This is a genomic window from Vreelandella hamiltonii (assembly GCF_014651775.1).
GTDB lineage: Bacteria > Pseudomonadota > Gammaproteobacteria > Pseudomonadales > Halomonadaceae > Vreelandella > Vreelandella hamiltonii.
This window is the reverse complement of record NZ_BMXN01000039.1, coordinates 1-12,961: the sequence shown is the minus strand read 5'-3', so window position 1 is coordinate 12,961 and position 12,961 is coordinate 1. Positions and strand designations below refer to the sequence as shown.

Genomic DNA, 12,961 nt, shown 5'->3' with positions numbered 1-12,961 from the left:
CGGCTACCGTAACGAGGCCAACTTCATCGCCATGATCTACCTGATTGGCAGCCCGGTGGGCCGCCTGTTCGATCAGGCCAAATCCACATGAAGTGACGAAGAACCTTAATTTTCATACTGCCTCCTTAAGAAACTTGAACAACGCGGAACATGCCAGCATCCATGTGATAGAGAAGGTGGCAGTGGAACGCCCAACTGCCCTCTGCATCTGCGGTGATCAACGCAGATACGCGCTCACCGGGCTTCACATTTAGGGTGTGTTTGCGTGGTATCAATTCCCCTTGGCCGTTTTCTAGCTCCATCCACATACCGTGGAGGTGAATAGGATGCTCCATCATGGTGTCGTTAATCAGAATTAGGCGCAGCCGCTCATCTTTCTCAAAATGAATAGGGCCGGTCACTTCGCTAAACTTCTTACCGTCGAACGACCACATATAACGCTCCATATTGCCGGTCAGGTGCAGCTCAAGCTCACGGCCTGGCTCACGGCGATCAGGCCATGGTGTGAACGCTTTGAGATCCCGGTAAACCAATACGCGTCGTTCGTCAGGATCAATGCCGATTCCCGCCTGGTTATAGCGAGAGCCCGGCTGAGCTTCACCGGCGAGAAGCAAACCATTTGCGCCTATTTTGGCCTGCTCGGCTGCCATCCCCCCCATAGTAGAGTGATCCATGCCTTGCATGTTGGACATACCGGAGTGATCCATCCCAGCCATGCTGGAATGATCCATCCCCGACATGTTGGACATGCCAGAGTGATCCATCCCCGCCATGTTGGAGTGATCCATACCGCCCATACCGTGGGCACCCATGGCTTCCATACCGCGGTCTGCAATTTGACGGCGTTCAGGAATCTCCGCCTGCATGCCTTCACGTGGAGCTAGCGTGGCGCGTGCATAGCCGCTCCGATCCATGGCTTCGGCGAAGATGGTGTATGCCCGGTCGTCTTCAGGTGAAACCAGCACATCGTAGGTTTCAGCCACGCCAATACGGAACTCATCAACAGGAACGGGTTGCACCGGTTGTCCATCAGCGGCCACCACGGTCATCTTCAGGCCAGGTATACGAACATCGAAAAAAGACATGGCTGAGCCGTTAATCACGCGTAGTCGTATCCGCTCACCAGCTTTGAACAAGGCATTCCAGTTTTCTTGAGGAGAATAGCCGTTGAGAAGATAAGTATAAGTACTACCGGTGACATCGGCGATATCCCGCGAACTCATGCGCATTTGAGCCCACATGCCGCGCATTTCAGCGGTCTGAGCAAAACCGTTGTTACGAACATCGGCAAAGAAGTCAGCAATCGTGCGCTCTTGGAAGTTGTAATAGCCTTCCATGGTTTTCAGATTACGGAACACCGACATCGGGTCTTCAAAAGTCCAGTCGGTGAGCAGTAACACATGCTCACGGTCGTAACGGATAGGCTCACGCTCGGCAGCGTCGATAATCAATGGCCCTGCATGGCCAAGCTGCTCCTGCATACCGGAATGACTGTGGTACCAGTAGGTACCGTTCTGACGGACGGGAAAACGGTAGGTAAAGGTTTCACCAGGGGCGATACCTGCAAAGCTAACGCCAGGCACACCATCCATTTCCGGCGGTAGAATGAGACCATGCCAGTGGATGGAGGTGGGCTCGTCCAGCAGGTTGGTGACACGCAGTACTGCGTCTTGACCTTCTTTCAAACGAATCAGCGGGCCAGGACTGGTACCGTTAATGGTAATTGGTTGGGCTTCTTGTCCGTCAATAGGCAACGATTCACGGCGGATCGCCAGCGATACCTCGGGCCCTTCTTCAACGCCCTGAGCATAGACGTTGGTACGGCCCCAGGGGTTTGCCCAGGCGGGAGTTAACCCCATTGCTGCAGCAGAACCTAAGCCTAAGGCAGCGCCTCCTTTTAACACTTGCCGACGAGAAAGAGGGTGAGAAATGATACTTGAGCGTGCCATGTGTAACTCCCATCAATGGTGAATAGCACCATCTTGATGGAAGAAGCTGAATCAAAGCTGAATGATGATTAATTGACCACTTCAGCCGTCAAGGGCAAAGCAATCGTCACTCGTAAACCACCCAGTGGGCTTCGTTCAAACTGAGAGTGACCTGAGTAGCGGACGATTAACTGTGCAAGAATCGAAAGGCCTAAGCCGTAGCCAGGACGGCGCTCATCCAGTCGTGTACCACGCTCTCCCAGGCGTGAAAGTTCCTCTTCTGCAACGCCCTGACCATCATCATCAATAGTTAGCGTAAGTGCAGTTACAGTGACTGCAATATCGCAAAGAACGCGCCTGCTCGACCATTTTCCTGCGTTATCAAGCACGATGCCTAATATTTCTGAAAAATCGTGAGATTCAATGGGAACTTGTTCTTCCTCACGTGCTGAGTGAGTCAGGTCGAACATACGCTCAGGATAGAGGCTACGGAACATCTCAATCAGCCGTAAGCTATCACGAGTAACGTTGGCCATTCGTCCCACATTAGGGCCTGCAATACGTGAACGACGCAGCTCCGCATCCAACTGGGCGTTAATGTCTTCAATACGGCTGAGTAGTTTATGGCGCCGGTTGTCATCAATAGGCCGGTTGCCACGCAGTACTTGAGTAACGGCTGCCAGCGGTGTTTTTAATGCGGTGATAGGTTGGCGACCGATTCTCGCGAGCGCTTCAGACGAAGATCAATGTCGTCCATGAACCAGTTCAACTGGTCGACTAATTCATCTAGCTCCGAAGGGGCTACTAATGACAAGCGATCACGTTTGCCTGATCGCAATGCTTCAAGTTGTTGGCGCAGTTGCCAGAGTGGTATGAGTCCACGGTTAACCGCTAGCATGTTGAGTATGATGAGCATCCCTAAAAGCACGGCGGCGATCCCACCGACCCACCAGTGTAAAGTTGCAAGCCCTGATTCTACTTGGGAAAAATCCTCGCCCACCAATAGCACACCCTGCGTGCCCTGCCACTCAAAATGGCGGCGATAGACGAGCATGTGCTGTGTTCCGCGATTCACATCTATTAGGGCATCGCCGCTCTCATCTAGCAACGGAGCCAGCTGTTGCTGCCATTGCGGGTCAGAAGCGCTGACCGAGCCATTGAAACGGAGTACGTAGAGATGATGAAAGACTTGATAGCCTTGGCTAACCGAGTCGAGCGCAGTCGGTACAGCCGTTTGGTCTTGCTCTAGCTGCGCGACCGCGTGGTTTGCTTCACGTTGTAAGCGTTCACCTAAAAAATCCCTTGCCAGGCTCTGTAAAAAGATCCCGTGCAATAGCCACGTGGTGACCACCACCAGTAGCGCGACGCCGCCTAACCATGCGAGTAGCCGAATGCGTAAACTGCGTCTATCAATGTGAAGCAAAGAAATACCCCTGACCACGTCGCGTTTGAATGACTGATTTACCGAGATAACGGCGCAGACGAGCGATGTAGACTTCCACCAAGTTAGGTGCGGCAGCGTCCTGATCCAAGGCGTAGAGCTGCTCTAGTAGCTGATCTTTCGAGTGAATACGGTCTGGATGAAGCATTAAGTAGCGCAGTAATCGAAACTCCGTTGCTGTTAGCGAACGCCACGTTTCTCCTTCTAAGCACACGCGTTGACCCGCCTCATCCAACGAGACACCGTTAAGCGTAATCACATGAGATAACTGACCAGACTGCCTACGCAACAAGGCCTTCAGGCGAGCCATAAGTTCGGCTTCGTGGAAAGGCTTGGTGAGATAGTCATCGGCTCCGGTTTCAAGTCCGATAACTTTATCTTCCCAGGTATCGCGCGCCGTCAAAATCAAAATAGGCGTACTGCGCTTCTGCTTGCGCCAATGAGCGAGAAGATCTAACCCCGACCCATCGGGCAAACCGACATCTAAAATAGCCAGCTCATAATCCTCGGTTGCCATCAGCGACTTGGCCGCTTTCAATGAAGCGGCCAAATCAACCAGGTAACCGTTGTCCTTGAGACTCTCTGCCAAGCTTTCTGCTAACAAATCATCATCTTCGAGTAGCAACAGTTTCATGGGTCTGCGTCAGATTAGAGAGAAAAATTACCGTACATGCCGGATTCATAATGACCAGGAATGTTACAGGCATACTCTAGCTCGTTAACATTGTCAGGGACACTCCATAATAAAGTCCCGGTTTCACCAGGCGCAATGGTGACACCTGCCATGTCCATGCTGGCCATATCGTGACCGCCGCCGTGTGACATATTCGACATATCGTGGCCTCCGCCGTTGGCCATGTTTAGCATCATTTGACGATGTTCTTCTTGGGCTTCTTTGCTACCAATCACAAACTCATGTTCTAAATTGCCGGTGTTGGTGATTTCAAATTTAACAATTTCACCCGCCGCCATTTCTAGCGTTTCAGGGTCGAACCACATATCGCCAGCATCAAGAGTGATCGTGCGGTCAACGTCAGCGTCGGTCAGGCCACTGTCACCGCCGCCATGGCCGGGCGCAGCCCATGCCGCGCTTGTTACTAGGCTTAGTGAAAGAGCAAGCAAAGGAGTTGTTAAAATGGTGTTGCGCATGGTCATTTACCTCAAAAGGGTTGTTGTCACTGCTTATTTATACGGTGTTAACCTGAAACGAGCCTGAACCCAGCGGGCAGAATATGATCCATAGCAACTTTTCATTGTTCACAAGGTTACAAGGCTTGACCTTGAGGTAGCCCTAGAGTCGTAAACTTAGGACGTAATTTCTAACTGACTTGATCGGAGGCTTACCATGATGAATGCCGATTGCTTAGCTTTTATGAGCTCAATGGGCTGGTACGGCTGGCTGATGCCGCTGTTTTTTCTTCTGCTCGTAGGCTTAGGTATCGCGTCGCTCGCAAAATACTTGTTTAGCCACACAACGAGGGCAGGCCGTTCATGAAACATCTTAACGCTACTATTCTATCAATTGCTTTGGCTCTCGGGGCTACATCGGCTCAGGCTGCACTGCCGGACGAAGCTACACTGTACAAAAATCCTCAGTGCGGATGCTGTGATGAATATGCTCGCCACTTGGAAATGCTGGGAGTCGATGTAACCATTGTCGATAACGTTGAGCTCGGCGATATCAAACAGAAGGCTGGCGTCCCTTATGGTTTGGGGTCGTGCCACACCATCGAAATAGGTGACTACTGGATTGAAGGGCACGTGCCGATGGAAGCGGTCGAGGCATTATTTGAAGAACAACCTGACATAGGTGGGATCGGCCTAGCAGGGATGCCCATTGGTACACCAGGCATGCCAGGGCCTCAGGGTGAGCCTTACGAAATCTATATGTTCACTGACCACAAAGACGATTCGTTTATGACTCTGTAGTAGATTTTTTGATGTCATTACTAGGCTCCCTTGTCCTGCATGAGGTGCTGGCTAAGCTCCTCATGTATTTGACACTAAAAGCCACTTAAGACGGCTAGTGGGAGTCGATGATGGTTTTATAAAGCAGGCAGCCAGTAGCTCACACCGTTCATGGTCACCTGTACCCCGTCTCCTGAAAGCTCTATGGTCTGACGACGTAGTGCTTTTTTGGACAATTTCTTGTCATGAAAATATTCCATGGCTGTGACGATCCATTGCTCCCTCCAGCCCTCTCCTTGATCAGCACACTTCGCCATTTTCATCATGGAGCGAGCCAACTTTTCTTTCCGCCGTTTTCTTACTCGCTTCTCATCCACTCTAGGGGCTAGTGTGGTGGCATGTTGGCGATTTAAAAAATTGGTAAACCCCGTCACCGAGGCTGCTTGTCCGGGCACCGCCTGCAAATAGTTGTCCACATCACCCTGTTGAGGTAGCCGCTGCCCCTCCCGGTCTGAACCGCCCCGGTTATTCCGGAGACCGGTTTGTTTGAGTCAAGCAGCTTCACCCGACTCTTCCAGTTGACGATAATACGTCCTTTCTCGTTCTGCTGGTGGAACGTTTCCGATGGGTTCCAGCAGTCGGCGGTTGTTGAACCAGTCAACCCACTCCAGCGTGGCATACTCAACGGCATCCAGTCCCCTCCATGGGCCACGATGATGGATCACCTCCGTTTTGAACAAGCCGATGATGGTTTCAGCCAGCGCATTGTCGTAGGAGTCGCCGGTGGTGCCGACTGAGGCATTGATACCCTCGTCAGCCATACGCTCGGTGTAGCGGATCGAGAGATATTGGCTTCCCCTATCACTATGATGGATCAACCCTTGTCTGTGTTTTCGTGCCCACAGAGCTTGCTCCAGAGCGTCCAGCACCAGTGCCGTTCTCATCGACGTCGCTACACGCCAACCCACGATACAGCGTGCATAAACATCGATAACGAACGCAACGTAAACGAAGCCAGACCAGGTAGCGACATAGGTAAAATCGGCTACCCAAAGCTGATTAGGACGCATAGCCGTAAAGTCACGTTTCACTAAATCAGGTGCCCGTTTCTGGCCGGGATCACTGAGGGTCGTGAAGGGGCGTTGGCCTCGCACCACGCCGCGAATTCCTAGGCGGCGCATGAGCCGTTCTACAGTGCAACGAGCAACATTAACGCCTTCACGGCGGAGTTGCCGCCAGACCTTACGGGCACCGTAGACGCAGAAGTTTTCTTCCCACACGCGCTGAATCTCAGCGGTAAGAAACGCATCCTGTCGATACCGGTCTGCCCGCCGTTCAGGATCAGCTTCAAGTGCCTTGTGGTGGTAATACGTCGATGGGGCGATTGGCAGTTGACTACAAATCGACTCGACCCCGAACTGAGCACGATGCTCGTCGATAAATGACACCATCAATTGGGTTTGCGGTCGAGCTCCGCCTGGGCGAAAAAAGCAGCCGCCTTACGGAGAATTTCATTAGCGCGCTTCACATGCCCAGTGCACCGCGCTCTTCGTCGTCGGCTACGGCCTGAATCATCGAGCCGAAAATATCAGGATTGATCTGTGTCCAGTCCAGGCTGCCGATGTGGAGTAGATAAGAGCGTGCAATTTTGCTGAAGCGCGGTACGTCGACACTGCCGGAAAACAGACCACCGTTTACATAGGGAAACTTCCCCGCCCAGCGGGGGATGTTCGCAGCAGCATGCTCTTCTTTCCGCGTGTTCATGGCGCGGAAGATTTCGCTAATCACTTCATGGGTGTTGGCAGAATCTCTGGCGCTCATTTCTGAGACGGTGTCGGTAAATAACCCGCTACCGGCAAAGATGTCCGTATCTTCGGCAAAGAAGCAGAAGATCAGCCTAGCCATGAAATGGTTCATTTCATGGCGCTGCTCTTCCGTGCCCCAACTTGGGTTATCTTTCAGTAGCTCCACATACAGCCGGTTCAGGCGGCTGGTGGCACGAATATCAAACGAGCTTTCACGCACCTGTTTAACAGTAGTGATGCCCGCCAGGGGCAAAAAGAAACCGAAGTGGTCAGGGAATTCTTCATATTTGCAGGCAACCGTCTCGCCGCTTTCCAGCTCCTCGGCCTCTAGCATCTCACCATCGGTGGCAAGCACGAACTTCGCCTTGGCACGCGTAGTCGCGGGGCTAACCTTCAACGCAGCTAGGGTTTCGGTAACGGCACCAGCCTCCGCCACCGCGATATGGATATTGTTGGTCTGCAATACCCCGCCCCAGGAGCCAGAAAAGTCCGACTTATTCGACGTACCCGAACGCAACCGTTTGATAGTGGTTGCCTTGTTGCCAAAAGCTTCCAGAAAGGCATAAGGGAACTCAGCCGGATCAAAGGGCTGTTGTGCCAAGTCAGAAATGGCGGATTCGATTTCAACTGCGTTCATGGAGTGCCGTTTTTCCTATTCAACTGCTGGCGGGTGCTACTTAGTCGACAAGCGGTGGGGTAACATCGGTCAAATCGCAGGATAATTAACGCTGTACCGGCTTGCTAGAGCGGAAAACACTGCCCGCTGCCCGCGTCATTGACTGACCAACGCCACGCAAACCCCGGCGTTATCATGACGGAGTGACAGAAGGTTTCCAAGGACTGGGTATTCATTTCATGAAAGCTATTCTCTACGCTTGATTCTACCTATCGAGCTGGTCCATCGGAGCAACACTGATGCAAACGCCTTATAGCTCAATCGCTTTGCGTCATGACCCACTCACTTGGCAAAACATCTAACTTGCTTCATTTTTTTCGCAAAATCACCTGACAAATGGCACTTAGGCAAAAAAATAAATTGAGCACTGGAGACAGGTACTGCCCCTGGGGCAGTACCTGTGCCTTCGAGTATGAACTTCTACAGATACCCTTTTTCTGCGAATGACGTGCATCCATCACTCCCCACCACCACATGGTCAATCACCCGAATATCCATCAAGCCAAGCGCTTCTTTTAGGCGTTCAGTGATACGCCGATCCGCATCACTAGGCTCAGGATCACCACTAGGGTGGTTATGAACTAGGATCACAGCGGCGGCGTTGTAAGCGAGTGCCGCCTTTAGTACCTCTCGTGGGTACACGCTGGCTGAATCAATGGTGCCGCGAAACAGCTCTTCAAAGCGGATGACACGGTGTTGGCTATCCAGAAATAGTACGCTGAATACTTCATGTTCGTAGTCTTGAAGCAACAGCTGCAGGTGCTCAAACGCTTGAGAAGGTTGGGATATCTTGCGACCTTTGGCGAACTTGCGGCGTGCGAAACGCTTAGCCATCGTAATGATGTCTGTTTCCGTGACCGGTGACGTGACTAAGTAGGTGCCTGCCACTTCACCGGCTTTGAGTTTGCTATGGGGCATGATGACCTCCAAAAAATAAAGATGCCGGAGTGGTGGCCCCGGCATCTACGTAGTTAGTAGTGAATAAGTGTTGTGGTTTAGCGTGTAAGTCACGCCGCCATCACTTGGCTGATGCGTCGCTCCATCTCTTCATGAAAGGCCTCGACTCGCTCGGCAATCGTGCGGATCAGAGCCTCGTCTCGGTAAGCACGCTTCACAAACAGCGGCATACCCGGCCAGTAGCTCACAAAATCGATCCATTCCCGTTCACTGACCCAGAGCCCTCCCTGGCATTGGGGCACGTGCTCGTCGGGGATTTCCCCGCTGAGCAGTACCTCAATTTGGAACTTAGGCAGCTTGGTTTTGATCTCCAGCAAGCCGTTTCTGCCGATCAAACTATCCGGTGAGTAGCCCACGTTGTGGTTGAGGATTAGGCCTACTTCTTTAGGCTTCGGTGCGCTGGTCATATCGCGATACAGCGAGCGAGCGACGCTCTCTAGCTCCTGGCCCCGCTTGGTATGGGCGTTGCCTTGAAACGGCTCGGCCAACTCGCCGGTCACACGCTCGCCGATCAACTGGTGCATGTAGGTAATGGCTCCGGTACCCAACCCACCGGGGCCTTTGCCGTTTACCAGCAATGCCTTGAGTTCTGACATGGTGACGCGCCCAAGACGCGCCGCCAGCCACTCAGGAGAGCCTTGTGGCATGGTGAGTATCTTCATAACGCCTCCTGTAGGCGGTGAGTGAGCAGGCTGCGCCGCTATTTCACGGCTCGCTTGGTGAGGGATGCACGGAGCTTGTCGAAATCTGCCTGAGGCACCTGAACCGCAGCGCCGTATTTGCCGCTGAACCACTCTTGGGTAGTGGCCGGGCATTGGCTGATCAAACGCTGAATCTGCCCCGCTTGAAAGGCCGTAACCCTCTTTACAGCTGCTCGTGTGCTGGTCTGGCCATTATCGTCTTGCCCGCGTGTGGTGATGTTGAGCAAGGCGCACAGCACATAGCGCTTGCCGTAGCTGGTAGACGATCCAAATGCCTGGACGGCATTTTTGTTACCGCTCATGTCCGCAGGTAGGAGCATGCTGGTCTCTTCCCGGTGGCCGTCCTTGTGCATCAGCACGCCCGTTACTTGGATACCGCGTTCCTGGGTTTGAATACGGAAGCTCACCGCGAAGCCGTGTTTTTGCAGGATGGGACGAACGGTATCGACAATATCCTCCAGCGTGGCGTAGCAACCGTTGTTGGTTTGCCCACGCTCTTCAATGCTGGGCAACTCGGTCTGCATCGCTGCCATGGCCGCGCTGTAGGCCATCATGGCCTGGCGGTCCATCACGCGCTCCTGCATTTGCAGCAGGCGCTCCATCTTGTCGATATCGACGTCCGGGTTAAGCGCGGCACGCTCAATGACCTGGATAATGGCGGTGCTATCAGCCGTCGGATGCGCTTCTAGCGCCGCCGAACTTGGGGAGTGCTGAGCGTTGGCGTCTGCTTGAATGGAAGGTACTGGGCCTTTTTGGGGAGACGCATTTACTACATGAGTACGCTGTGCCATAGGGCACCTCCTTTTACGTGAAGAGGGAAATGCGGGCTGGTCAGCCCTGTTCATGGGGTGCGTCATTAACGAGCGCAGGAACGTCAGGTAAGTGACGCGCAATGTCAGCGGGATCGATACGCTCCAGGCGTATCTCCGCGCGATAGAACTCGCCCTGGGCACACACCAGCGACGTTGCTTTGTGGGCGTCGTGTTCTAGCAGTTGTTTGGTTAGTCGAGTGAGCGCCATCTCAATGGCGTCAGAAACAAAGCTCATGCGGGTACCTCGCGGTATAAGCCCAACAGCAAAACGCCCAGCCTTTTTAGGGGCTGGGCGTCTATGCCGTGAGGGTTAGGATGATCATTCGGTGAATCGCTTGTGGGAATGGGGGTATGGATGTCTACGACACCAACTGTAGGGCGGCATCCAAGGCCTCTTGCTTGAGCTGTGCCCCCTGACCAAACCAGGCTGAATCCATACGGGTATCGTTACTGCGTGCGCGCTTGTCGTGATCGACGTATTCCGTAACCGCATTGAGCAAGCCCCAGGCCGTGTCTTTGGCGGTCACTAAGTGAGCGCCACGACCTTCGCCTTGGTAGAGCTTCTGCACCTTATTCAGCGCCCGGTAGTTGGGCAGTTTAGAGGGATCGTCCAGCGGCTTCTCTGCCCCACAAATCACCGACTGAAGATACTGCTGCGCTTCCTGCCGAGTGATTTTACGCTCCGCTAGGGTTTTCATCCGATACATGAAGTCATTCCATTGCGACACCGAAATACCTAACTGACGCTTCACGGCACGCGGATCAAACTCTGAACGATGGGGCACTTTCACCGCTTGCGACGTGCCATCGACGGCAATTTGCAGCGTGTTATTGCACACCACCCGCACCGTGGTAGGCGTGGCCATGGTGGCAAGCGTGCCATCGCAGGAAGTGGCCAACAGCAGGTAGTCATTGACCTCATCCTGGCCTTTGAGCGACGTGCTTAAGCCACTACGGGCTAGCGCCCAGAACTTACGTCCGCCTTTCAGCACGCCAGCGGTTTCTAGCTCATATCCGGCGTACTCGGTCAGGTCACGGTAAAACTCCAAAATCTCCTCGGGCTGCACCACTTTATAGCGTTGTGACACCACCGACAGCGGTGCTTTGGTATCTGAGCGGTAGAGCACTTTTTGCTCAGGGAACGAGTGAATGCTGCCCAGGTGGCTAGCCCCTTCGGCAATAAAGCGCACCGGCGCTTCTTCAATATGCCAGTTCATACCGGCCTGTTGCTGCCAGACCTCCAGCGGTTGATGTCGAGAAAGTTGCTGCCCCAGGCCATGCCAAGGGGTATCGCCTACGTAAGCCATTTGTTCAACGAGATGTGCCATGAGTCATTCTCCAGACATAAAAAAAGCGCCGACCAAAGGCCAGCGCGCGAAAGTGAATAGGCGGATCATTCGCCCCACACAGGGCGAACAACGATAGGTTAAGCGTTAGGTGCTAAAGGCGGGTAGGCGTCGCGGTAGGTGCAGCCGCAAGACAAGCATAACCACGGTGTCCCGCTGCCAACTGGCAGCCACTGCTCAAACAGCGAGGTGGCCATGCGTGAGCCGGTTTGACCTCCGGCCACGGCACCCATCATGGCGGCAGGCAGTTTTGCCAATGGAAAGCGAGTCACCGCCAATGGCAGTGGGCCGGAGATGGCCGTCGCGCGCCATGCGCCAATAGCACCGCCAATCAAGGTGCTGCCTACCACGCTTATGCGCTGGGCTGTATCCAGATTCAGCATGCGCGTTGATGCACAACGCTTACAGGGTGGGGGCATATTGAAGCTCCTATGCAAGGGAAAAAGGTTCCATGGGGATGGATGCATAGGAGTGATATAGGTCTGAAATCGGTTGGGATACGCCGATGAGGTATTGCGTTAAGTAAGCGCTTTTTAGATGCTGTTTTTATATACAGCTATCGATGGAGGTGCTCATGACTTTACCAGTGACATTACTGGGACAATCAGACGCTTTAACGGCGTCGCAGTCCATACCGCTCTATACCTGTGCCGTGCGCGCAGGCTTTCCATCACCCGCAGATGACCACTTGGACACCGATCTTGATCTTCACCGCTATGTGGTGAAACGGCCTGCTGCAACGTATTTCGTACGTTCTGAAGGAGACTCCATGATTGGTGATGGAATTCATCATGGGGATTTGCTGGTGGTGGATCGCAGTCTCGAAGCCTTACCAGGTCGCATTATCGTCATTTGTGTTGATGGTGAGCTCACAGTAAAGCGCCTTGAGCGAGTAGGGCAGCGGACTTATCTCCGGGCAAGTAATCCTGCTTACCCTCCCATTCCTTTAGATGGTCGTGAGTCGCACGTCTGGGGCGTCGTAACTCATGTGCTTCACAGCTTTCCAGGGGCAACGCTGCAATGATGGCCTTGATCGACTGTAACAATTTCTATGTCTCCTGCGAACGTGTCTTCAACCCGTCACTGGAAGGTCGTCCTGTAGGGGTACTATCCAATAACGATGGTTGCGTCGTCGCCCGCTCTAACGAGTTAAAAGCACTGGGCGTTGAAATGGGGGCTGCCATGCACCTGCTACCACCAAGTGTGCGCCGCCAAGCTGTGCTGCTATCCAGCAACTATGCGTTGTATGGAGACATGTCTCAGCGGGTAACCGAGGTGCTGGGGAGTTAAGCTCAGTTCTTGTGTATGGAGGGCAGTAGAGAGGGTGGCGTATCCTGTTGATTGATCTCGCCAGATCACAACCAACATAGGACGGATACGCCATGAG

The 12,961-nt window shown here is 53.4% G+C and carries 15 protein-coding genes, 2 pseudogenes and 1 other annotated feature; of the genes and pseudogenes, 3 read left to right on the top strand and 14 right to left on the bottom strand.

Annotated elements, in window-relative coordinates; translation table 11 throughout:
- Positions 1 to 125: 125 nt before the first annotated feature.
- The 5 genes from IE091_RS17845 to IE091_RS17830 all read right to left on the bottom strand — a co-directional run bounded on the left by IE091_RS17845 (position 126) and on the right by IE091_RS17830 (position 4,518).
- A complete protein-coding gene (locus IE091_RS17845; RefSeq protein ID WP_026001905.1) occupies positions 126 to 1,949 on the bottom strand; it encodes a copper resistance system multicopper oxidase in 1,824 nt (607 codons plus the stop codon).
- Positions 1,950 to 2,017: 68 nt separating this feature from the next.
- Positions 2,018 to 2,464, bottom strand: coding sequence for an ATP-binding protein (locus IE091_RS18510; RefSeq protein ID WP_229800894.1), 447 nt, complete (start codon positions 2,462 to 2,464; stop codon positions 2,018 to 2,020).
- A gap of 155 nt (positions 2,465 to 2,619) precedes the next feature.
- Positions 2,620 to 3,351: a HAMP domain-containing protein gene (locus tag IE091_RS18505; protein ID WP_016915530.1), complete on the bottom strand. Its 732-nt coding sequence runs from the start codon at positions 3,349 to 3,351 to the stop codon at positions 2,620 to 2,622.
- Entirely contained in the window at positions 3,338 to 4,003 is a 666-nt protein-coding gene (locus tag IE091_RS17835) for a response regulator transcription factor (RefSeq protein WP_009288249.1), read from the bottom strand. The genes IE091_RS18505 and IE091_RS17835 overlap by 14 nt, the downstream gene beginning before the upstream one ends.
- A 14-nt stretch (positions 4,004 to 4,017) precedes the next feature.
- Positions 4,018 to 4,518 carry a cupredoxin domain-containing protein gene (locus IE091_RS17830; protein WP_016915529.1) on the bottom strand — a complete coding sequence of 167 codons (501 nt, stop codon included), beginning with the start codon at positions 4,516 to 4,518 and terminating at the stop codon, positions 4,018 to 4,020.
- Positions 4,519 to 4,860: 342 nt separating this feature from the next.
- On the opposite strand from IE091_RS17830, the gene IE091_RS17825 reads away from it, so the two are divergent.
- Positions 4,861 to 5,298, top strand: a complete 438-nt coding sequence (locus tag IE091_RS17825) for a DUF411 domain-containing protein (RefSeq protein ID WP_016915528.1) — start codon at positions 4,861 to 4,863, stop codon at positions 5,296 to 5,298.
- Positions 5,299 to 5,414: 116 nt separating this feature from the next.
- Here IE091_RS17825 and IE091_RS18500 read toward each other — a convergent pair whose 3' ends face one another.
- The 9 genes and pseudogenes from IE091_RS18500 to IE091_RS17780 form a co-directional block, all read right to left on the bottom strand.
- Positions 5,415 to 5,753, bottom strand: coding sequence for a hypothetical protein (locus IE091_RS18500; protein WP_229800893.1), 339 nt, complete (start codon positions 5,751 to 5,753; stop codon positions 5,415 to 5,417).
- Positions 5,754 to 5,828: 75 nt separating this feature from the next.
- A pseudogene (locus IE091_RS17815) lies at positions 5,829 to 6,805 on the bottom strand (IS3 family transposase); the annotation flags it as partial.
- Positions 6,654 to 6,770: a sequence feature (AL1L pseudoknot), on the bottom strand. It overlaps the preceding pseudogene by 117 nt.
- On the bottom strand, positions 6,802 to 7,719 hold the full coding sequence (locus IE091_RS17810; RefSeq protein WP_016915525.1) for a type IIL restriction-modification enzyme MmeI: 918 nt from the start codon (positions 7,717 to 7,719) through the stop codon (positions 6,802 to 6,804). The pseudogene IE091_RS17815 and the gene IE091_RS17810, both read right to left, overlap by 4 nt.
- Before the next feature lie 459 nt (positions 7,720 to 8,178).
- Positions 8,179 to 8,592, bottom strand: coding sequence for a RadC family protein (gene radC / locus IE091_RS17805; RefSeq protein ID WP_443089280.1), 414 nt, complete (start codon positions 8,590 to 8,592; stop codon positions 8,179 to 8,181).
- A gap of 173 nt (positions 8,593 to 8,765) precedes the next feature.
- On the bottom strand, positions 8,766 to 9,377 hold the full coding sequence (locus IE091_RS17800) for a lambda exonuclease family protein (RefSeq protein ID WP_016915523.1): 612 nt from the start codon (positions 9,375 to 9,377) through the stop codon (positions 8,766 to 8,768).
- Positions 9,378 to 9,415: 38 nt separating this feature from the next.
- Positions 9,416 to 10,207: an ERF family protein gene (locus IE091_RS17795; protein WP_016915522.1), complete on the bottom strand. Its 792-nt coding sequence runs from the start codon at positions 10,205 to 10,207 to the stop codon at positions 9,416 to 9,418.
- A gap of 40 nt (positions 10,208 to 10,247) precedes the next feature.
- On the bottom strand, positions 10,248 to 10,463 hold the full coding sequence (locus tag IE091_RS17790; RefSeq protein WP_016915521.1) for a hypothetical protein: 216 nt from the start codon (positions 10,461 to 10,463) through the stop codon (positions 10,248 to 10,250).
- Positions 10,464 to 10,587: 124 nt separating this feature from the next.
- Positions 10,588 to 11,556, bottom strand: coding sequence for a DUF932 domain-containing protein (locus IE091_RS17785; protein WP_016915520.1), 969 nt, complete (start codon positions 11,554 to 11,556; stop codon positions 10,588 to 10,590).
- Between the two features lie 98 nt (positions 11,557 to 11,654).
- Entirely contained in the window at positions 11,655 to 11,993 is a 339-nt protein-coding gene (locus tag IE091_RS17780) for a hypothetical protein (RefSeq protein WP_081138521.1), read from the bottom strand.
- Positions 11,994 to 12,148: 155 nt separating this feature from the next.
- Here IE091_RS17780 and IE091_RS17775 point away from each other — a divergent pair, with 155 nt between their 5' ends.
- Together IE091_RS17775 and IE091_RS17770 are read left to right on the top strand one after the other, a co-directional pair.
- Positions 12,149 to 12,598, top strand: a complete 450-nt coding sequence (locus IE091_RS17775; RefSeq protein ID WP_016915518.1) for a LexA family protein — start codon at positions 12,149 to 12,151, stop codon at positions 12,596 to 12,598.
- A pseudogene (locus IE091_RS17770) lies at positions 12,595 to 12,855 on the top strand (Y-family DNA polymerase); the annotation flags it as partial. The gene IE091_RS17775 and the pseudogene IE091_RS17770, both read left to right, overlap by 4 nt.
- Between the last annotated feature and the right edge of the window lie 106 nt (positions 12,856 to 12,961).

Excerpts from the sequence above, each read along its gene's own strand:
- IE091_RS17775 (WP_016915518.1), top strand. The coding sequence starts at position 12,149 with ATGACTTTACCAGTGACATTACTGGGACAATCAGACGCTTTAACGGCG.
- IE091_RS18510 (WP_229800894.1), bottom strand. The coding sequence starts at position 2,464 with ATGGCCAACGTTACTCGTGATAGCTTACGGCTGATTGAGATGTTCCGT.
- IE091_RS17830 (WP_016915529.1), bottom strand. The coding sequence starts at position 4,518 with ATGCGCAACACCATTTTAACAACTCCTTTGCTTGCTCTTTCACTAAGC.
- IE091_RS17835 (WP_009288249.1), bottom strand. The coding sequence starts at position 4,003 with ATGAAACTGTTGCTACTCGAAGATGATGATTTGTTAGCAGAAAGCTTG.
- IE091_RS17800 (WP_016915523.1), bottom strand. The coding sequence starts at position 9,377 with ATGAAGATACTCACCATGCCACAAGGCTCTCCTGAGTGGCTGGCGGCG.
- IE091_RS17790 (WP_016915521.1), bottom strand. The coding sequence starts at position 10,463 with ATGAGCTTTGTTTCTGACGCCATTGAGATGGCGCTCACTCGACTAACC.
- IE091_RS17845 (WP_026001905.1), bottom strand. The coding sequence starts at position 1,949 with ATGGCACGCTCAAGTATCATTTCTCACCCTCTTTCTCGTCGGCAAGTG.
- IE091_RS17810 (WP_016915525.1), bottom strand. The coding sequence starts at position 7,719 with ATGAACGCAGTTGAAATCGAATCCGCCATTTCTGACTTGGCACAACAG.
- radC (WP_443089280.1), bottom strand. The coding sequence starts at position 8,592 with ATGGCTAAGCGTTTCGCACGCCGCAAGTTCGCCAAAGGTCGCAAGATA.
- IE091_RS17795 (WP_016915522.1), bottom strand. The coding sequence starts at position 10,207 with ATGGCACAGCGTACTCATGTAGTAAATGCGTCTCCCCAAAAAGGCCCA.
- IE091_RS17780 (WP_081138521.1), bottom strand. The coding sequence starts at position 11,993 with ATGCCCCCACCCTGTAAGCGTTGTGCATCAACGCGCATGCTGAATCTG.
- IE091_RS17825 (WP_016915528.1), top strand. The coding sequence starts at position 4,861 with ATGAAACATCTTAACGCTACTATTCTATCAATTGCTTTGGCTCTCGGG.
- IE091_RS17785 (WP_016915520.1), bottom strand. The coding sequence starts at position 11,556 with ATGGCACATCTCGTTGAACAAATGGCTTACGTAGGCGATACCCCTTGG.